Origin of the sequence: Frankia sp. AgPm24 (genome assembly GCF_023243055.1) — a bacterium.
In the GTDB taxonomy this organism is placed as follows: Bacteria; Actinomycetota; Actinomycetes; order Frankiales; family Frankiaceae; genus Frankia; species Frankia umida.
This window is the reverse complement of record NZ_JALKFW010000169.1, coordinates 33,448-53,336: the sequence shown is the minus strand read 5'-3', so window position 1 is coordinate 53,336 and position 19,889 is coordinate 33,448. Positions and strand designations below refer to the sequence as shown.

Annotated in this window: 15 protein-coding genes and 1 pseudogene; 2 read left to right on the top strand and 14 right to left on the bottom strand. The window is 72.7% G+C overall.

The window, feature by feature from the left end; all coding sequences use genetic code 11:
* Nucleotides 1-280: 280 nt before the first annotated feature.
* The 7 genes from MXD61_RS10900 to ftsZ all read right to left on the bottom strand — a co-directional run bounded on the left by MXD61_RS10900 (nucleotide 281) and on the right by ftsZ (nucleotide 5,827).
* Nucleotides 281-439, bottom strand: a complete 159-nt coding sequence (locus MXD61_RS10900; RefSeq protein ID WP_248812715.1) for a hypothetical protein — start codon at nucleotides 437-439, stop codon at nucleotides 281-283.
* 171 nt (nucleotides 440-610) lie between these two features.
* Complete coding sequence (locus MXD61_RS10895) at nucleotides 611-1,591, bottom strand: DivIVA domain-containing protein (protein WP_248812714.1); 981 nt, start codon at nucleotides 1,589-1,591, stop codon at nucleotides 611-613.
* Between the two features lie 93 nt (nucleotides 1,592-1,684).
* The gene (locus MXD61_RS10890; RefSeq protein WP_248812738.1) at nucleotides 1,685-1,939 is read right to left on the bottom strand and encodes a YggT family protein; all 255 of its coding nucleotides are present in this window, start codon (nucleotides 1,937-1,939) and stop codon (nucleotides 1,685-1,687) included.
* A gap of 79 nt (nucleotides 1,940-2,018) precedes the next feature.
* Nucleotides 2,019-2,579 carry a cell division protein SepF gene (locus MXD61_RS10885; protein ID WP_248812713.1) on the bottom strand — a complete coding sequence of 187 codons (561 nt, stop codon included), beginning with the start codon at nucleotides 2,577-2,579 and terminating at the stop codon, nucleotides 2,019-2,021.
* A gap of 10 nt (nucleotides 2,580-2,589) precedes the next feature.
* The gene (locus tag MXD61_RS10880) at nucleotides 2,590-3,522 is read right to left on the bottom strand and encodes a YggS family pyridoxal phosphate enzyme (protein WP_248812712.1); all 933 of its coding nucleotides are present in this window, start codon (nucleotides 3,520-3,522) and stop codon (nucleotides 2,590-2,592) included.
* Nucleotides 3,519-4,250, bottom strand: coding sequence for a peptidoglycan editing factor PgeF (pgeF, locus tag MXD61_RS10875; RefSeq protein WP_248812711.1), 732 nt, complete (start codon nucleotides 4,248-4,250; stop codon nucleotides 3,519-3,521). The genes MXD61_RS10880 and pgeF overlap by 4 nt, the downstream gene beginning before the upstream one ends.
* Nucleotides 4,251-4,273: 23 nt before the next feature.
* Nucleotides 4,274-5,827, bottom strand: a complete 1,554-nt coding sequence (gene ftsZ / locus MXD61_RS10870) for a cell division protein FtsZ (RefSeq protein WP_248812710.1) — start codon at nucleotides 5,825-5,827, stop codon at nucleotides 4,274-4,276.
* A 386-nt stretch (nucleotides 5,828-6,213) separates the two neighbouring features.
* Between ftsZ and murC the strand changes: the two genes are divergently transcribed.
* Both murC and MXD61_RS10860 read left to right on the top strand, forming a co-directional pair.
* Complete coding sequence (gene murC / locus MXD61_RS10865) at nucleotides 6,214-7,881, top strand: UDP-N-acetylmuramate--L-alanine ligase (protein WP_248812709.1); 1,668 nt, start codon at nucleotides 6,214-6,216, stop codon at nucleotides 7,879-7,881.
* Between the two features lie 137 nt (nucleotides 7,882-8,018).
* Nucleotides 8,019-8,636, top strand: coding sequence for a nitroreductase/quinone reductase family protein (locus MXD61_RS10860; protein WP_248812708.1), 618 nt, complete (start codon nucleotides 8,019-8,021; stop codon nucleotides 8,634-8,636).
* A 151-nt stretch (nucleotides 8,637-8,787) separates the two neighbouring features.
* Here MXD61_RS10860 and murG read toward each other — a convergent pair whose 3' ends face one another.
* The 7 genes and pseudogenes from murG to MXD61_RS10825 all read right to left on the bottom strand — a co-directional run bounded on the left by murG (nucleotide 8,788) and on the right by MXD61_RS10825 (nucleotide 19,701).
* Nucleotides 8,788-9,927 carry an undecaprenyldiphospho-muramoylpentapeptide beta-N-acetylglucosaminyltransferase gene (murG, locus tag MXD61_RS10855; protein ID WP_248812707.1) on the bottom strand — a complete coding sequence of 380 codons (1,140 nt, stop codon included), beginning with the start codon at nucleotides 9,925-9,927 and terminating at the stop codon, nucleotides 8,788-8,790.
* A gap of 561 nt (nucleotides 9,928-10,488) precedes the next feature.
* Nucleotides 10,489-11,673, bottom strand: a pseudogene (gene ftsW / locus MXD61_RS10850) (putative lipid II flippase FtsW); the annotation flags it as partial.
* Nucleotides 11,674-11,913: 240 nt separating this feature from the next.
* The gene (gene murD / locus MXD61_RS10845) at nucleotides 11,914-13,383 is read right to left on the bottom strand and encodes a UDP-N-acetylmuramoyl-L-alanine--D-glutamate ligase (protein WP_248812705.1); all 1,470 of its coding nucleotides are present in this window, start codon (nucleotides 13,381-13,383) and stop codon (nucleotides 11,914-11,916) included.
* Nucleotides 13,384-13,387: 4 nt separating this feature from the next.
* Nucleotides 13,388-14,455, bottom strand: coding sequence for a phospho-N-acetylmuramoyl-pentapeptide-transferase (gene mraY, locus MXD61_RS10840; protein WP_248812704.1), 1,068 nt, complete (start codon nucleotides 14,453-14,455; stop codon nucleotides 13,388-13,390).
* Between the two features lie 49 nt (nucleotides 14,456-14,504).
* Complete coding sequence (gene murF / locus MXD61_RS10835; RefSeq protein WP_248812703.1) at nucleotides 14,505-16,115, bottom strand: UDP-N-acetylmuramoyl-tripeptide--D-alanyl-D-alanine ligase; 1,611 nt, start codon at nucleotides 16,113-16,115, stop codon at nucleotides 14,505-14,507.
* Nucleotides 16,112-17,728: a UDP-N-acetylmuramoyl-L-alanyl-D-glutamate--2,6-diaminopimelate ligase gene (locus MXD61_RS10830; RefSeq protein WP_248812702.1), complete on the bottom strand. Its 1,617-nt coding sequence runs from the start codon at nucleotides 17,726-17,728 to the stop codon at nucleotides 16,112-16,114. Before MXD61_RS10830 ends, murF begins: the two co-directional genes overlap by 4 nt.
* Nucleotides 17,729-17,859: 131 nt before the next feature.
* A complete protein-coding gene (locus MXD61_RS10825) occupies nucleotides 17,860-19,701 on the bottom strand; it encodes a penicillin-binding protein 2 (protein ID WP_248812701.1) in 1,842 nt (613 codons plus the stop codon).
* Nucleotides 19,702-19,889 lie beyond the last annotated feature (188 nt).

The window sequence follows — 19,889 nt, the reverse complement described above, 5'->3', positions numbered from 1 at the left end:
TGGCATGACCCGACAGCCGCACCTGTCCGGCCGTACCGAGCGCCCGGCAGACGGTGATCAGATCGTGCTGAGGACTGGCGACCCGGTGGTCCCTCGTACATCCAGGGGCTGGCGCGGTCAGGGTGACATCTCGTGGATGACAGAGATGGTCGAGAACCCACGGGAAGCGGCCCGGGTGAATCCCGGGGGAGGATCCTTTTCGGATACCCGAAGCAACCGCCGCACCACAGGACGACCCGGGCGGCGGGCGGGATCGCGGCGCATCCTCGCGCCGCGGTGTTCAGGGAGCGGGGGTTCGGCGCAGGGCGCCCAGGGGTAGAAGAGCCGCCGCGACCAGAACGACGATCACGGACGCGTAGACGAAGCCGCTGCTGGCGACGATACCCAGCACAGCCAGCACCAAGCCGACCGCGAGCAACGCGCCACAGAGCGTCAACACGCGGCAGACTCCTTCACAGTGTCAGGCACAGCCATCCAGCACGCGGCGCGCGCGGCCGGCCCATCCGTCGGGTCGACACCACCGACGGAACCGAGAGCGCCAGGCCGGGGTGCGTCGGGGCGTGCCGAGCCCCCGAGCTCAACCGGAAGCCCGAGGCCGGGGTCGGGGGCGTCAGTACTCCTGGATGCCGGGGCCGTCGCGGCGGGCGGGGTCGAGGTCGGGGCGGCCGTGGCCGTTGTCGCGGGCCATCGCGCCGGCGGGCATCGGGGGGCCGGGGGGGAAGGTCGGCTGGTGGCCGGGGCTCTGCGGAACACCGCCCTGACCGGGGCCGGGGCCCGGGCCCATGCTGACGGCGGTGGGCGCCGGGGTGGGGGCGCCGGGGTTGAGGCCGGGGCGCTGTGGGGCGCCGGCGCCGACGGCGGGCTGGGTCGGCATGCCGTCAAGGTCGCGCAGCTGCATCTCGAGGTAGGCGCGCAGGCGGGTGCGGTACTCGCGTTCGAAGGCGCGCAGCTGTTCCACCTGGCCCTCAAGGCGACGCTTGTCCTCCTCGAGGCCGCCGAGCTGCTCGGCGACGTGGGCGCGGGCCTCGCCGATGATGCGGTCGGCATCGGCGCGGGCGTCGCGGCGGGCACGCTCGGACTCGGCGCGGGCTTCCCGCAGGGCCTCGTCGGCGGTGCGCTGGGCCAGGACGAGCGTGCGGGCGACGCGCTGCTCGATCTCGGCCTCGCTGGCCTGGCTGGGGCCGGTGCGGGCGAGGGCGCCGCCCTGACCGACGGCGGGGATGACCGTGGTCGGCGCGCCACCCTGCTGGGGCTGGGGGGGCTGCGGGCCGGTGGGAGGTGCGGCGGCGCGCTCACGGGCGGCCTGGGCGGCCTGGGCCTGCAACTGCGCGATCTGGCGACGGGACTCGTCCACCTGACGGCGCAGGCCCTGGTTCTCCTCCAGGATCTGCGCGGGCACCGCGGGCCCTCCGCCACCGGAGCGGCGGGCCTCGTCGAGCTGGCGACGCAGGTCGCTGTTCTCGTCGAGCAGCCGGGTCAGTTCCGCTTCGACCTCGTCAAGGAAGGTGTCGACCTCATCCTCGTTGTAGCCGGTGCGAAACCGCGTCGGACTGAAGACCTTGTTCTGTACGTCCTGTGGTGTCAGAGCCACGTCGCCTCCTCGTGCGGCATCGCCGCTCCCCGAAGAGAGGGCGGTCTGCGGGCAGTCTCCCGCGCCCGCGTTCGCGGTGTGCACACAACCCCGTTACAGCTTCTGGGCGTAGCTTCGCAACACGACGATCACTAGAAACAGCACCAGAAAGCCGAGGTCAAGTTGGACACTACCCACCCTCAACGGAGGCAGGATGCGCCGGATGAACCGTAACGGGGGGTCAGTCACCGTGTACACAGCTTCGAAGATCACCAACAGCGGCCCGGTGGGGCGAAACGAGCGGCCGAGGACGAGTACCAGGTCCGTGATCCAACGCGCGATCAGGAACAGAAGGTAGACCAGCAGCAGCCACGAGAGCAGCTGTCCTAGCGTGCTGATGGCACCCTCTCCTGTGAACCAGGGGGACGCGACCAGCTCGCGAACCCCGTCATGACTGGTTGTAGAACCCACCCTCACGGATGCGTCGCTTGTCCGTCTCGGTGACCTCGACGTTGTGCGGCGAGAGGAGGAAGACCTTGTTGGTCACCTTCTCGATGTCACCACGCAACCCGAAGATCAGCCCGGCGGCGAAGTCGACCAGCCGCTTGGCGTCGACATCGTCCATGTCGGTGAGGTTCATGATAACGGGCGTGCCGTCCCTGAACTCCTCACCGATCTGGCGAGCCTCATTGTAGCTACGTGGCTGGAGCGTCGTGATCCGGTAGGGGTGTGGCTCCTCGACGGGGGCCACCCGGCGCACCGGCACGGGTCCGGCGGGGCGAAGCGGTTCGACCGGTGGACGACGCGGCATGGCGACCGACTCCTCCCGTGCGTCGATCCGGCGGACCGAGCGGTCCATCGGAACCGGATCATGCACCATTCGGCGATCGTCAAGACGCCGATCGTCATGGTCTACCGCACGACCGTCGTCGTCGTAGTCGTCATCGAGATAGTCGTCGTCCTCCTCGGCCAGACCGAGGTAGACCATCGCCCTGCGCCCGAGCCCCATGGGCGCGACTCTAAGGGACACCAGGCCGTTCACCGAACAAAGCGGTCCCGATCCGTAGGTGTGTCGCGCCCTCGGCGATGGCCGACTCGAGATCTCCTGACATGCCGGCACTGATCACCGTGGCTCCAGGGTGGTCTCTGACCAGGCGTTCCGCGACGTTCCGCAGACGGGCAAATGCGCCACGTGGCGACTCACCACGTGGCGCAACCGCCATCACCCCGCGCAGTGTCAGCCCGGGTGCCCGCGCGACGAGATCGGCGAGCTCGCTGACGGCGCCCGGATCGATGCCACCCCGGCCCGAAACGGCAACCCCACTCGAATCCGCCCCACCGGAGGCCCTCGGGGGGTCCAACGAGATCTGCAGGCAGACCGACAGTGGCCGGCCGCGCTCGACCGCGGCGCGTGACAGGCCGTCCACCAGGGCCGCACGGTCCACAGACTGCACCCAGTCCGCCCAACGGAGCACGGATCTGGCCTTGTTGCGCTGGAGTTGTCCCACGAAGTGCCACACCGGCCGGTCGGGCACCGCCAGCCCGGCGCCCGGCGTCGACGCCGCCTTCGCCGGGTCCGCCGCCGCCCGCGCCCCCGCGTCGGGTCCCCCCGCTCGTGGCGCACCGCCCCCAAGGAGCTGGTGTGTGACGAGGTTCACCTTGGGTCCGGCCTCCTGCTCCCGGTTCTCCGCGAAGTCGCGCAGGCCAAGAGTGTGCAGGATCACGGCGTCCTCGGCCGGATAGGTCTTGCTGACCGCGACAAGAGTGAGCGCGGCGGGGTCTCGTCCGGCGGCGACGGCTGCGGTGGCGATCCGTTCCCGCACCGCGGCCAGCCGGCCAGCAAGATCCGCCCGGCGCCGTTCGTCGACATGGCGCGGTTCGTCGGCGTGGCGTGGCTGGTCGGCGTGGCGTGGCTGGTCGGCGTGGTGCGCTGGTCTGGCGGTGTCCGTCATGACGGCAGCCAGGCGAGGCCGGCGAAGCGGCCGGTTCGTCCGTCGCGGCGGTAGGAGTAGAGCGAGAAGTCCTCGGCCGGACACCGAGCGGACACCGCGACGCGAGTCACACCCATCCTGGTGAGCTGGCCGAGGATGCCGGCCCGCAGATCGATGGCCGCACTGCCCTGCCGGGTGTGGGCCGCGCTGCCCGGCACGAGACGTTCGACCTCGGCGCGCAGCGGCGCCGGAACCTCGTAGCAGCCCGCGCACACGCATGGCCCGATGGTGACCTCGAGCTGGTCGGGGCGGGCCCCCAGATCGGTCAGCGCCTCGACCGTCGCGCCGATGACGCCCTCGGCCATGCCCACCCGGCCGGCGTGGGCGACCCCGACCGCGGTCGGCGCCTCGAACAACACCGGTGCGCAGTCGGCGACCATCACCGCGAGTGCGAGCCCAGGCACATCGGTGACCAGCGCGTCCGCCTCGGGCGGCGGCCCGGGATCGCGCACCAGCGCGACCCGGCGACCATGGACCTGGCGCATGTACCGGACCGGCACGCCCAGCCGGGCGGCCAGCCGAGCCCGGTTGGCCGCCACCGCGTCCGCGTCATCCCCGACATGGTCGCCGAGGTTGAGCCCACCAACCACGTCGGGCCGGCCGGCCGTGTCGAGCCCGGTGGCGGCGTCAGGCCCGCCGAAAGGTGGTGCGCTGACCCCGCCTGCCCGGGTCGTCACGAGAACCGGCATGGCCGGAGTCTCCCCTGGGTCGGCTACTTGAGGAAGTCCGGCACGTCCAGTTCGTCGTCGTCGGCGACCGGGCGGACGGGACGACGCGGCGGGTAGGTCGGCCGGGGGCCGCTGGCGCGCGGCGGCTCGGACCGGTGCTGGGCGCCATAGCCGTGATCGCCCGTGGACGGTTCGATGTTCGTCTCCCGCGCCGGCGGCGCGACCCGGGACTCGACCGTGGGGATCACCGTGGAGTCGCCGGGGTTGGCGCTCGGGCGGGTCGCCGGCGGGTCGGGCAACGGGTCGGGGTGGTAGTGCCCGACGTTGGACGAGCTGATCGGCGAGGGAGGTGCCTGGAGGTAGCTGGGCGTGGGCGCGGCGGCCTGCGCACGGGCCGGGGCCGGCGCGGGAGCCACGGGGGCCGCTGGTGGAGTCGCCGGGGGCGGCGAGGACGGCGCCGCGGTGACGGTACGTGGTGTGCCCGGGATCGTGGGCAGCGGCGGGAGGATCGTCGTCGACGCGGCGCCGGTGGCGCCGGGTGGCAGGGCCGCGCCCCCGCCCGCCGCGCCAGGACCGGTCGCACCGGGACCGGTGGCACCGGGAGCACCCGGGCGGCGCTGGGTCGCGTTGAGCGTGCGGGTACGGCGGTCCTGCACCGTGTCGAAGCCGGCGGCGATGACCGTCACCCGCACCTCGTCCCCGAGCGCGTCGTCGATCACGGCACCGAAGATGATGTTCGCCTCGGGATGGGCGGCGTCCGCGACCAGTTCGGCGGCGGCGTTGATCTCGAACAGGCCGAGGTCGGAGCCACCGGAGATGTTCAGCAGGACGCCCTGGGCACCGTCCATGCTCGCCTCCAGCAGGGGGGAGGCGATGGCCTGTTCGGCGGCCACGGTGGCACGGTCGTCACCTCTGGCTCGGCCGATACCCATCAGGGCGCTGCCGGCATGCGACATGACCGTCTTGACGTCGGCGAAGTCGAGGTTGATCAGACCCGGGGTGGTGATCAGGTCGGTGATGCCCTGAACACCGGAGAGCAGCACCTGGTCGGCGCTGCGGAAGGCGTCCAGAACGCTGATGTCGCGGTCTGTCATCGCGAGCAGTCGGTCGTTCGGAATGACGATGAGGGTGTCAACCTCGTTGCGCAGGGTGTCGATACCCGTGTCGGCCTGGGTGGCCCGGCGCCGGCCCTCGAAGGTGAACGGCCGGGTGACGACACCGATGGTGAGCGCGCCCAGCGAGCGGGCCACGTTCGCCACCACGGGGGCGCCACCGGTTCCGGTGCCACCACCCTCGCCGGCGGTCACGAAGACCATGTCGGCCCCCTTGAGGACCTCCTCGATCTCCTCGCGATGGTCCTCGGCGGCCTGTCGGCCCACTTCGGGATCGGCCCCGGCGCCAAGGCCCCGGGTCAGCTCACGGCCGACGTCCAGTTTGACGTCGGCGTCGCTCATCAGCAGGGCCTGGGCGTCGGTGTTGATGGCGATGAACTCGACGCCCTTGAGACCGACTTCGATCATCCGGTTTACGGCGTTGACACCACCACCACCGATCCCGACGACCTTGATGACCGCGAGATAGTTCTGGGGGGCAGCCATGCGGTGTCGGTCCTCCAGCGGCGTCGGTGGTCGGACGGGGATTAACCCCGCCCCTGCGGCACCGCGGGACGGCATTGCCGCGCGGCGAGCGGGGGAAACAGTCAGAGTCTCAACCTTCACCGTCAGCTAGACGGTTACAGTTATGTCAACTTCCGGCTGTGGATCGGACAGTAGGCACGGCTTAGGCACTGGTCAAGGAAGCTGCCGGCGCGTCATCCCGCTTCGTGTCCCAGCTCTCCCCAGAATCCTGACACAGCCCGCTCCGCACCGCTGACACCGCTGTGTCCCTCGCACCACCGTGCGCACCCGGATGACACGTGCGGACTCACCCGGACGGCCCTACCCGGACGCATCAGGTCAGGTACCGAGGATGATGTACTGCCCCCGTGACCCGTCAGCGGACCCAGCACGTCCACTTCCTCGGCATCGGCGGTGCCGGGCTGTCGCCCCTCGCCCAGATCCACCTGGCTGGCGGCGGTGCCGTCAGCGGAAGCGACGCGGAGGACTCACCCCGGGTGGCGACGCTGCGCGCCCGTGGCGTCCCCGTGCGCGTCGGCCCCGCCACCGGGCCGGGGGCCCTCGCCACCGAACTGGCCGGGGTGGACGTGGTGGTGGCCTCCAGCGCCCTGGCCGACGACCATCCCGAGATCGTCGCCGCCCGTGAGCTGGGCCTGCCGGTGCGCCGCCGGTCCGAGTGGCTGCCCGAACTCACCGCCGGCTACCGGCTGGTCGCGGTCGCCGGCTCACACGGCAAGTCGACGACGTCCGCGATGCTCGCCCTGGTGCTGCGCGCCGCGGGGCTCGACCCGACCGCCGTCATCGGGGCGGAGGTCTCCCAGCTCGGTGGCAACGCGCTCACCGGGGCGGGCGACGTCTTCGTGCTCGAGTCCGACGAGTACGGCGGGGCCTTCGCCGGCCTCACCCCCACCCTGGCGATCATCACCAACGTCGAGTGGGAGCATCCGGACATCTTCCCGGACGAGGCCGCCGTGCGCGCCGCCTTCACCGCCTTCGCCGGGCGCATCCGCCCCGGTGGTCACCTCGTCGCCTGTGGGGACGATCCCGGCGTGAGCGCGGTCCTGGCCGCCCTGCGCGCCGACCCCTCCTGGTCCGCCGGTGTGACCGTGACCGACTACGGTTTCGGCGCTGGTCGCCACTGGCGGGCCGTGGACGTCGTCCCCGCCGCCGACGACGACACGACCCGGGCCCGGGTGCTGCGGGCGGGCGAGGAGGTCGGCAGCCTGGTCCTGGCCGTGCCCGGCCACCACTCGGTGCTCAACGCGCTCGCCGCGCTCGCCGTCGCCACCGAGCTCGGCGTCGAACCCGCCCAGGCTCTGGGCACCCTGGCGACCTATACTGGGGCCGCGCGCCGGTTCGAGTTCGTCGGCTACTGGCAGCCGTCCGTCCGTCCGCCGGCGGAGATCCTGCCCGCGGGTGTCTCCCCCGCCGCCGTGCCCCTGACCGCCACCGCCGTGGACGGCACACCCCTGCCCGTCACCTCCGCCGCGGCCGATCCGGACGGTGTCCACAGCCTCGAGATCATCGACGACTACGCGCACCATCCCACCGAGATCCGGCTGACCCTCGCCGCGGCTCGCTCCCGCGCCGGTGACCGCGACGTGTGGGCGGTCCTGCAGCCCCACACCTACAGCCGCTTCGCGGCCATGCTGGACGGTTTCGCCGCCGCCTTCACCGACGCCGACCGCGTCTACGTGACCGACGTCTACGCCGCCCGCGAGACCGACGACCTCGGTCTGCATCCCAGCGACCTGGTGAGCCGCATCACCGCACCGCCCGCCCACTACGTACCGTGGTCGACCCTGATCGACCGCCTCACCACCGATGTCCACACCGCACTCGACGACCCCGCGTCCGTCCCCCCCGCGCCCCGTGTCCCACCGTCCAGCGGCCCCGTCGACGGCAGCCCCGCCGCCCCTGAATCCTCGGGGCGGGGAGCGACCCGGGGTGTGCTGCTGCTGACGCTCGGCGCCGGGACGATCACGACCGTCGGCCCCCGCCTGCTCGCCTCGCTGGGCATCCCCCTGCCCGCCTGATCGCGCCGCGGTCCACCAGTCCGACGCGGCGAGGCCGACCGATCCTGCGTGCCCTCACGCGGGACGGATGGTTGACTGCCGCAACACGCCCACCGCCGGCTCCGGCCGGCGGCGCCCGGTGAGAATGGATTGAGACGATGGCTGACACGCAGGTTCCCCGCACACCCGGCTTCGACCTCAAGGCCGTCAACCAGACCGTGATCGCCGAGTACCGGGCGACCGGTGGCGTCCTGGAGAAGACCCTGCCCGGCTCCCGTCTCGTACTCCTGACGACGATCGGACGGCACTCCGGCAAGGAGCACGTCACCCCGCTCGGCTACGTCGCCGAGGCCCCCACCCCCGACGCCGGCCCCGCCACCGACGGCAGCACCACAGCCGACGGCAGCACCACAGCCGACAGCAGCACCACGGTCAGCAGCGGCACCGCAGGCGAGGGCAGCAGCACAGGCGAGGGCGACCAGCCGGCCGCCGCGGGCGGGTCCGGGGTCGATGCGCGGCGATCCGACCGTCTCGTCGTGTTCGCCTCGAACATGGCATCGTCGCGCCATCCGGACTGGTATCTCAACCTGACCGCGAACCCCAAGGTCGTCGTGGAACTCGGCCACGAGCGCGTCGACGCCGAGGCGACGACCGCCACCGCCGACGAGCGGGTCCGCCTGTACGCCGCGCTGGTGGAGACCATGCCCGGTATCCGCGGCCACCAGGACCAGGTCGACCGCGAGATCCCGGTGGTCGTGCTCGCCCTGCTGCGCTGATCACCCCGCCGCGCACACCGGTCCCGTCCGGGTGGTGCGGCCCCGGACCCCCTGACGTCCACGGCCCCCCTGACGTCCACGGCTGGCGGACGAGCTCAATAGGCCAGGCCGAGGACCGGACAGCGGCCGGCAGCCGCGACGACGGCCGTGCTCAGGAGGCCGCGTGGCGGGGGCGGGAGCGACGGGTGCGCCGGCGAGTGGCGGCGGCGGTGTGGATCAGCTCGACGATCGCGGCGGCGGCACGGGGATGGCCGGTCCCGGCGCAGGCCGCCGACATCTTGGCCAGACGTTCCGCCGAGGTGAGTACCGGCAGGACGTTCTCGAGCAGCCAGTCGGGGGACAGCGCGCTGTCCTCGACGAGCAGGCCACCACCGGCCTCCACGGTCGGCAGGGCGTTGCGGCGCTGCTCACCGTTGCCGATCGGCAGCGGTACGTACGCGGCGGGTAGGCCCACCGCGGCGAGTTCCGCGCAGGTCATCGCCCCGGAGCGGCACAGGGTCAGGTCGGCGGCGGCGTAGGCGGACGGGATGTGGTCCAGGTACGGCCGCAGCTCGTAGGGAGCCGGCAGGCCGCGGGGCAGCGCCGCGGCGACCTCGTCGTAGTTCTTGGGGCCCGCGGCGTGCAGCACCTGGACGCCGGCGGTGGCCAGCGGACGCGCCACCGCGGTCATCACCTGGTTCAGACTGCGCGCACCCTGTGATCCGCCGAAGACGAGCAGGGTGGGACGGTGCGGGTCGAGGTGGTAGCGGCCGCGGGCGGCGCGCACGGCGGCGGGGGAACGATCCAGGGTGAGGATCTCCGCGCGCAGCGGGATGCCGGTGAGGGTCGCGCCACGCAGGGGCGTCCCCGGGTAGGACGTGGCGACGTACGGGGTGAAGCGGGCACCGAGACGGTTGGCCAGACCCGGCAGGGGGTTGGCCTCGTGCACGACGATCGGGATACCGCGGCGGCGGGCGGCCAGGTAGGCCGGCACCGAGACGTACCCGCCGAAGCCGACGACGACGTCGGCCCGGGTGTCGTCCAGGACGGAGCCGGCCTGGCGGATCGCGGCGCGCAGCCGCCCGGGCAGGCGCAGCAGATCGGGGCCGGGACGGCGCGGCATCGGCACCTTCGGCACCGTCGCCAGCTCATGGCCGCGCGCCGGCACCAGCCGTGCCTCGACACCGACCGCCGTGCCCAGCAGGGTCAGCCGTAGCCGCGGGTCAACGTCCCGCAGGGCATCCGCCACGGCAAGGGCGGGTTCGACATGGCCGGCTGTCCCGCCGCCGGCGAGCACCACGCTTCGCAACATCGGTCAAGACGATGACACATCACGGCGCACCGATGTCACCCCGGGCCCGCCGACGCGCCCGGCGGGCCCTGACGGCGCGCCCATCCCACGTCCCGGACGGCGCGGCCCGGTCGGCATCCGGCCACCGATGTCCCGATTGTCCACCCCCCGTGACCTGCGGCGACCTGGCGGATGGCCCTCCGGACCCACCGGGTCGTCACCGTCAGGCCGACCGCTCCCCCGCCCGGAGCCCCGCGAGCCACCCGCCGAGCGTGTGTCCCGCGTCTCACCTGCCTCCCGCCGCCCGCCGGACCCGCGCTGGCCCCCTCCACGCGGTTCACGCCGTTCACGCGGCTCTGTCGACGCACGCGGCTCGCGGCGTCCACGCGGCTCTGCCGGCTCACGCGGTGCGCGCGGCTCACGCGGTGCGCGCGGCTGGCTGGGTACGCGCGGCTGGCGCGACCTGCGCTCACGGGGCCGGCCGCGGCCACCCGAGCGGCCGGCCTCGGACGGGTCGATGCGGTTGCCCTCGATGGTCACCAGGCCGAGCACCGGACGGCGCGGACGCCGACCGGGGAGCAGCCGCTTGGTCCGCACCCGGATCGGGATGGCCCGGGCCGCCCGCCGTTCCTCGGCGCGTCGCCGCAGGTACTCGGCGGCAGCCGGTTCGGACCGGGCGAAGGCGAGCAGCATGCCCAGCGCCAGCAGTGTGGGCAGCAACGACGAACCGCCGAACGACACCAGGGGCAGGGTCACTCCGGTGATCGGCAGCAGGCCGACGACGGCGCCCATGTTCACCACCGCCTGCACGATGATCCACGCGGTGACGCCGGCGGCGGCGAGCCGGACGAACAGGTCGTCACTGCGGTGCGCGATGCGCAGCCCCGCGTAGCCGAGCACCCCGAACAGGCCCACCACCACCAGACTGCCGACCAGCCCCAGCTCCTCCCCGATGATCGCCAGGATGAAGTCGGTGTGCACCGCCGGCAGAAGGTCGGGCCACTTCTCCACGGACGCGCCGAGCCCCTCACCCCACCAGCCACCCGTCGAGAGCGCGTAGATGCCCTGAACGGCCTGGAAGCCGTCCCCGTTGGCGTCCGCGAAGGGATCGGTGAACGACAGCAGGCGACGCATCCGATAGGGCTCCAGCACCGCCAGCATCGTCGCGGCGACGATGATCGCCACGAGCATCGCGGCGTAGAAGCGCTTCGGGGTGCCGACCACCCACAGGATGGTCAGCGGCACGACGGTCACGCAGATCGCACCGCCGAGATCCGGCTCGAGCAGGATCAGCAGGTCGATGAACAGGAACATCGGCACCAGGGGCACCAGCAGGTGCTTGGCCTCCGTGAGCCGGCGGCGCTTGCGCACCAGCAGATCGGCGCACCACAGCACCAGCGCGATCTTCACCAGCTCGCTGGGCTGCACCGTGATCGGACCGACCACGATCCACTGCCGGGCACCGCCGCGGACACTGCCGATCCCCGGGACGAGCACCACCAGCAACAGGAAGATCGTGAAGCCGAGCAGCGGGTAGGCCACCCCCCGGAAGACCCGCACCGGCAGGCGGCTGGCCAGCACGGCGATCGGCACACCGATGCCCACCCAGATCGCCTGCCGGATGAACAACGTGTAGGACGAGCCGGAGTCCGCGTACGACCGTACGCTGGACGCCGAGAGCACCATGACCAGGCCGAGCAGCAGCAGCAGACCGACCGAGGACAGCAACAGGTAGTAGGACGCCAGCGGCCGGTCCAGCAGCGGCATCCGCGACGCCGACTCCCGATCCTGCTCGTCTGCCCCGCCTACCTCGCCTACCACCGCGACCGCCCGCGGCCGCACCGGAACCTCGTCACGTGGCAGCCCGGCACCCCGCGGCGACCCGGAGCCCCGTTGCGGTCCGGAACCGCGCGGTGACCCTGCACCCCGCGGCGCCCCGGAACCCCGTTGTGCCCCGGAACCCCGTTGTGCCCCAGAACCGCGCTCCGGCCCCGACCCCGCCACGCCTCACCCCTCTCGCGCGTGTACCGCCTCCGCGAACTGGTCACCGCGGGCCGCGTAGTCGCGAAACATGTCCATGGACGCGGCGGCCGGCGCGAGGAGCACCGTGTCGCCCGCCCGGGCGAACGATGCCGCAACCCTCACCGCATCGTCCATGCCGGCAGCCCGTTCCAGCGGGACATCGGGGGCGTGTCGGGCGAGGGCGGCAGCGATCTCATCCGCACAGGTACCGATCAGGACGGCCGCGCGCAGCACCCCACCGGCCCTCCGGACAAGGTCATCGAAGTCCAGGCCCTTGTTCAGCCCGCCGGCGATCCACACCACCGAGGAGTAGCCGGCCAGCGACGCGGCGGCCGCGTGCGGGTTCGTCGCCTTGCTGTCATCCACCCAGCGGACGCCGTTCACGACGGCCACCGGCGCGTTGCGATGGGCCCCGGCGCGAAATCCCGTGAGCGCCGCACCGATCGCGTCGGGCGCGATTCCCCGGGCACGCGCGAGTGCCGTGGCAGCCAGCGCATTGGAGATCATGTGATCCCCCACCACCTGAAGGTCACGGATAGCAACGATTCGGCCGCCACCAAAAGCATGATCCACAATGTGACCGTCAGTGACTGTGACGCCCTCACCAGGAAGTTCACGTCCGAACAGGACGTGGCGGCCGTGCGCCTTGGCCAGCAGACGCAGGCTCGCGGGGTCGTCGGCGTTACCAATGGCGATGGTCTGCTCGGCCGCGAAGATCCGTCCCTTCGCCGCGGCGTACGCCTCGGCACCGCCATGCCAGTCGAGGTGGTCGGGTGCGATGTTGAGCACCGTCGCCGCGAACGGGACGAGGCGCTCGGTGTAGTGCAGCTGGAAGCTGGACAGCTCGACGGCCAGCGCCTCATAGGGCGGATCGGCGTCGACGGCCTCGACGATCGGGGTGCCGATGTTGCCGGCGGTGGTCGCGCGCAGCCCACCGGCGACCAGGATCGCGCCGAGCATCTCGGTCGTCGTGGTCTTGCCGTTGGTGCCCGTGATGGCCAACCAGTCGGCCGAACCTCGCAGCCGCCAGGCGAGCTCCACCTCCCCCCAGACGGGTACCCCCGTCGCGGCCGAAGCGATGATCAACGGCGCGGTGGGGGGCACGCCGGGCGAGGTGACGACCAGCGACACACCGCCCGGGCCGGCCGGGAGTCCGCCAAGCTCGACCGTGGCGCCGAGTTCACGCAGCCGGGAGGCCGCGGCCCGCTGCCGTTCGCCATCCCCGGCGTCGACGACGCGCACCCGGGCCCCGCGGGTCAGCAGCGTCCGCGCCGCCGCCGCCCCGGACACCCCGATCCCCACGACCAGCACCGACCGTCCCGCCCACTCCGTCTGGCCAGCGGACTCGGCCTGGCCAACGGGCTCGGGCCGGCCGGCGGACTCGAGCCGACCCGTGGACGTCGCAGGGTCGGCTGGTGCCGGCCGGATGGGGTCGTTCGAGGCGCCGCCCGACATGCTGCTACCCTCCGCCGTGATTCAGGAACTCGGCGTAGAACAGGCCGAGGCCGAACGCCACCGCGAGGCCGGAGACGATCCAGAAGCGGATGATCACTGTTGTCTCGGGCCATTCGGCGAGTTCGAAGTGATGGTGGATCGGCGCCATGTTGAACACACGCTTCTTCGTCGCCTTGAAGAAGGCCACCTGGATCAGGACGGACAGGGTCTCGATCACGAACAGCCCGCCGAGGACCACCAGCAGCAGTTCGGTCCGGCTGACGATGGCGATGCTGGCGAACGCACCGCCGAGCGCCAGCGACCCGGTGTCCCCCATGAAGATCTTCGCGGGACTCGCGTTCCACCACAGGAAACCGAAACAGGCACCCATCGCCGCCGCCGCGACCAGTGCCACGTCCAACGGGTCACGCACCAGGTAGCAGCCCGACTGGTCGGCCGCCGACCCACACTGGTTACCGAACTGCCAGAACGAGATGACGACGTACGCGCCGAAGACCATCGCCGAGGTTCCGGCGGCGAGCCCGTCCAGACCATCGGTGAGGTTCACCGCGTTCGAGGTCGCCGCGATGATGATCCAGGCCAGCAACGGGAACGCGATGATTCCCACCGAGATCGACGTGTCCCGCACGATCGAGATGTACGTCGAGCCCGGCAGCAGCCCGTCGTGGTTCTTGAACCGCACCGCGAGCAGGCCGAACGCCAGCGCCACCGCGGCCTGGCCGGCGAACTTCATCCGCGCCGTCAGGCCCAGACTGCGCTGCTTACGGATCTTGATCCAGTCGTCCAGGAACCCGACCAGCCCAAGCCCGGTCATCACCAGCAACACGAGAAGTCCGGACGCGGTGAAGCCGATCCCGGTCACCAGATGGGCCAGGAAGTAGCCCACCAACGTGGCCAGGATGATCACGGTGCCGCCCATCGTGGGGGTACCGCGCTTGGTCAGGTGGCTGGACGGCCCGTCCTCGCGGATCTCCTGCCCGTAACCCTGCCGGCGGAACAGCCGGATCACCCAGGGCGTGCCCAGCAACGACACCACCAGCGCGACCAGCGCCGCTATCAGTACGCCCCTCACCCGGACGTCCCACCCGCAGGATCACGTCGATGCCGACAGCCGTCCGTCCTCATATCCCCTCGATCTCCGCACCGACCCGCGTGCCGGCTCCCCGGCCGACGCCGCTGTTCTGACCAGTTCCCCTGTCACTGCCGGCCGCACTGCCACTGCCGGCCGCACTGCCACTGCCGGCCGCACCGTCCTGCGCTGGGCCGAACGCCGCGGTCAGGTCCTGCGCGACCCGTTCCAGCCCGTACGACCGGCTCGCCTTCACCAGGACGACGTCACCCGCCCGCGCCCGCGCCACCACCGCCGCGACCGCCGCGTCGGCATCCGCGACCCACGTCGACGACCTGCCGCCACCGTCGACAGCACCGTCACCACCGCTGACAGCACCGTCACCACCGCTGACACCGCTGGTGGCCAGTGCGGTCTCGGCGGCGGCGTGGACGCGGCGGGCCGCTGCGCCGACGGCGACGAGCCGGTCGATGCCGAGGTCGACGGTGAGCCGTCCAAGGTCATCATGTGCCTCGTCGGCCGCCGTACCGAGTTCACCCATTCCACCCAGTACGGCGAAGGCCCGGCCCGACCCGCGCAGACCGATCAGGGTGTGCAGCGCGGCACGCATCGACTCCGGGTTCGCGTTGTACGCGTCGTTGACGATCGTGACCCCGGCCCCGGTCCGGCTGACCTCCATCCGCCAGCGGCTGCGTGGCCGGGCGGCCGTGAGGGTCGCCGCCACCCGCGCCGCCGGCAGCCCCAGCCGCAGTGCGACCGCCGCCGCCGCCAGCGCGTTGGCGACCTGGTGCGCGCCGACCAGCCCGAGCGTCACCGGATGCCGCTCTCCCCCGGCGACCAGCACGAAGGACGCCCGCCCGGCCGCGTCCACCCGCACCTGCCGCGCCCCGACCTCGGTCACCAGCGCCGCCGGTGGCTGCCCGCCGACGCCGGCGGCCTGGGTGAAGGTGATCACCTGGGCGGTGCGACGGACACGGGTGGCCATGGCGGCGACGAGGGGGTCGTCGGCGTTGAGGATGACGGTGTCGGTGGCGCGCTCGGCGAGTTCGCCCTTGGCCCTGGCGATCCCGGCCCGGCCGTCGGCGTACTCGCCGACGTGGGCGCTGCCCACGTTCAGCACCACGCCGACGCTGGGACGGGCGATCGCGCACAGGGCCGCGATGTGACCGAGCCCGCGCGCGCCCATCTCGAGCACGACGAACGCGGTGTCGGGTTCGGTGCGCAGCAGGGTCAGGGGCAGGCCGATCTCGTTGTTGAACGAACCCGGCGGCCAGATCGTCGGACCGATCTCGCCGAGCAGATCCGCCAGCAGATCCTTGGTGGTGGTCTTGCCGGCGGAGCCGGTGACCGCGACGACGGCCGCCGGCGACCGGTCACGCACCAGGGCCGCCAGCGCCGCCAGCGCCGCCAGCGGGTCGTCGACCCGTACCGAGGGCACCGTCACCGCGCGGGTGGCCAGCACCGCGGGGGCGCCCGCGGCGATCGCCTCGGCGGCGTGGTCGTGCCCGTCCACCCGTTCGCCGACGATCGCGACGAACAGGGTACCGGGGGCGACCAGCCGCGAGTCGACCGTCACGGCACGCACCAGGGCAGCCGGGTCCGCACCGGCCTCGAGGCGGCCGCCGGTGGCCGCGGTGACCTCGGCGAGGGTGAGCGGGATCATCCGCGCACCCGACCCGTCGGGCCCTCGGCCGCGGCCCGATGGCCCGCGTCCAGGGCGTCCAGCGCGGCCCGCAGCACGATGCGGTCGTCGAACGGGGTGATCACACCGGCCTGTTCCTGGCCGGATTCATGGCCCTTGCCCGCGACGACGACGGCGTCCTGCGGGCCGGCGGCGGCCACCGCGGCGGCGATGGCGGCGGACCGGTCCGGCCGCACCAGGACGCGACTGTCCACCCGCAGGTGCGCGGGAACACCGGCGAGCATCTCGGCCAGGATGGCCGCCGGGTCCTCGGAGCGCGGGTTGTCACTGGTCAGGATCGCGAGGTCGGCGAGTGTCGCGGCGGCCTCACCCATCAGCGGACGTTTGCCACGGTCCCGGTCACCGCCGCAGCCGAGCACGGTGATCAGGCGGCCCTTCACCAGCGGCCGGACGGTCTCCAGCAGTGTGGTCACCGCGTCGGGGGTGTGCGCGAAGTCGACGAGGGCGAGGAACGGCTGCCCGGCCTCGACCCGTTCCATCCGTCCGGGGACACCGGGCAGCGCGCCGATGCCCGCGGCCGCCCGGTTCGCGTCGACACCGACCGCGACGAGCAGCGCCAGGGCGCCGAGCGCGTTCGCGACGTTGAACCGGCCGGGCAGCGGCACCGACAGCGGCACCCGCAGGCCGTGCGGGCCGTGGGCGACCAGGTCCGAGCCGGTGGGGCCGGCGGACAGCTCCGCGACCGTCCAGTCCGCCGGGCCCTCGACGGCGAAGGTGATCGCGTCCGGGCGGCGGGCGGCGAGGCGGCGGCCCCACGGGTCGGCGACGCCGATCACGGCCACGTCGGCGCGTCCGGGCGCGAACAGGGTCGCCTTGGCCTCGAAGTAGTCCTCCATCGTCGGATGGAAGTCCAGGTGATCCTGGCTGAGATTGGTGAACAGCGCACCGGCGACGTGCAGCGCGTCCGCGCGGTGCTGGGCCAGCGCGTGGCTGGAGATCTCCATCGCGGCGGCGTCGACGCCGCGTTCCACCATCAGCGCCAGCAGCGCCTGCAGATCGCTGGCCTCCGGGGTGGTGTGGGCGCTGGCCAGCCGCTGCGCGCCGACACGGGTCTCCACCGTGCCGATCAGCCCTGTGGTGTGGCCGGCGGCCCGCAGGCCCGCGTCCAGCAGGAAGGCGGTCGTCGTCTTGCCGTTCGTGCCGGTGACGCCGAGCAGCCGCAGCCGGACCGACGGGTCGCCGTACACCCGGGCGGCCACCGCGGCGAGGTCGCGCCGCGGATCGGCGCTCACCAGCACCGGTACTGGCGCCGACCCCGCGGCCGAGGCCGGAGTCGGAGTCGGCGAACCATCGCGGTCACTGTCGGTGGCGATCAGATGGGCGCCCGCGGGATCGGTGAGCACGGCCACCGCACCCGCGGCGAACGCCTGCGCGGCGAACCGGGCACCATGCACATGTGCCCCGGGCAGGGCCGCGTACAGATCCCCCGGACGAACCTGCCGGGAGTCGTGGGTGACACCGAGGACGGCCACGGCGTCGAAAGCGGCGTCCGCGCCGGTGTCGGCGAGGATCGTGCGCAGGTCAGCCAGGGCACAGGGCGCGGTGGCGGCCGGTCGGGGTGCCGGAGAGGTCACGCTGACGACCTTAGTGGGCGCCGGCACGGGCATCCGCACGGGCGCCCGGGCATGGGGGTGGTCCCGCGCCGGACACGCCTGGACCCGGGCCCGACTCGCCGAACGAGCCTGGACACGCGGGGCATCCGCGGCTATTGGTCAAGGTCGAGGACGAGCGGGGAGGGCTTCGTCGTCGGCTGCGGCACCCCGAGGGTGGTCAACGCGAAGCTCATCACCTTCTGGAACACCGGCGCGGCGACCTGCCCGCCGTAGTACCCGTTCTTCGGGTTGTCGAGGACGACCTCGACCACCACCCGCGGGGCGTCGGCCGGGGCGAACCCGATGAACGACGACGTGTACCCCTGGTAGCCGCCGTGCACCGGGTCGGGCCGGTAGGCGGTGCCCGTCTTGCCGGCGACCCGGTAGCCGGGAACCTGGGCGAGCGGCGCGGTGCCCTCGTTGGTGGCGACCGTCTCGAGCATCGCGGTCAGCGTCGAGGCGGTCTGCGCGCTGATGACCCGCTGGCCGGGCGGATGCGCGGCGGTGGTGACGACACCGTCCGGGCCGGTGACGGCGTCGACGAGGCGCGGGGTGACCCGCACGCCGCCGTTGGCGACCGTGGCGTACACCGAGGCCATCTGCAGGGCGGTCGCCGACATGCCCTGGCCGTAGGAGATGGTGGCCGCCTGGCTGCCCGACCAGTCCTTCGAGGGTGGCAGCAGGCCGCTGCCCTCACCGGGGAAGTGCAGCCCGGTCCGGGCGCCGAGACCGAAGGCCCGCAGCGCCCGTTCGAGTCCTGCCCGCCCGACCTGGTCGGCGATCTCCACGGTGCCGATGTTGCTCGAGCGGGCCAGCACACCGGCCGTCGTCAGGTGCTCCACACCGTGCTTCTCGGAGTCCTCGATGCTCACCCCGCCGCGCACGATGGACGGTGGGATGGTCACCGGTGTCTGGTCGGTGATCAGCCCCTGGTCCAGCGCCGCCGCCATCGTGATCACCTTGTTGACGCTGCCGGGCTCGTAGGCGTCCCGGGTGGCCCGGTTACCCAGCGCGGCGGTGTCCTTGGCGGTGATGTGGTTCGGGTCGAACGTGGGCGCGTCGGCCATCGCCAGGATGTCGCCGGTGCGCGGGTCCATCACGACGACGGTGCCACCGTCCGCCTGGGACGACTGAACGGCCTCGGCGATGGCGTTCTGGGCGCTCCACTGGATGTCCCGGTCAAGGGTGAGCCGCAACGCCGAACCCGGCACCGGATCGGTCTGGGAGGTACGTCCGGAGGGGATCTCGATGCCCTCCGGGTTGGCCATCAGCTGGCGTTTGCCGTCGGCGCCGCGCAGCTGCTGGTCGTATTCGAGTTCCATGCCGCCACCGCCGACGAGGGAGTCGCCCTTGCCGCTGCGCATGAATCCGACGACGTTCGCCGCCAGCGACCCACCCGGGTAGGTGCGCCCGCGTTCCTCGGTGATCCCGATACCGGCCAGTCCCAGTCTGGTGACCTTGTCGCCGACCTGCGGGGTGAGTCGCCGGGCCAGGTAGACGAACTTGACGCCCGCGTCCGGGTCGGTGGTCATCCGCTTCGTCAGCGTCGCGACGCTCTCGCCGAGCAGCGGGGCGAGCCTGGCCGCGGTGAGCGGCACGTTCTTGATGTTCGACGGGTTGGCGTAGACGGCACGCAGCTCGACGTGCTGGGCGAGGGTGTGCCCGGTCCGGTCGGTGATGGCGCCGCGGGCCGCGGGCAGCGGGATGACCCGCAGCCGCTGCGCCTCGGCCTGGGCCGCGTACCTCGACGCGGAGATCCCCTGCAGCTGGGTCAGTCGCAGCGCGAGAATGCCGAGCAGTCCCACCATGAGCACGACCGTCACCCGGACCCGCCGACGCGGGCTGCCCAGGCGGTAGGTCCGCGGCACCACCGGCCGTGGCGGTCGCCGGCCGCCACCCGGACGCCCCCCGCCACGCAGACCGTCAGCCAGCCGACCCGCCGAGCCCCGCGTCACCGCCCCCCGGGTCGCCGACCCCCGCGGGGACGACTCCCCCCGCAGGGACGCCCGGGCGCCGACGCCACGACTTCCGGTGGTCCCGGTGCCAGCGCCGCGCGTTGCGGACCCGCGCGTCCCAGCACCTCGTGCCCCAGCACCTCGGGTCACCGAGCTACGGGTCACCGAGCTACGGGTCTGCGAGCTAC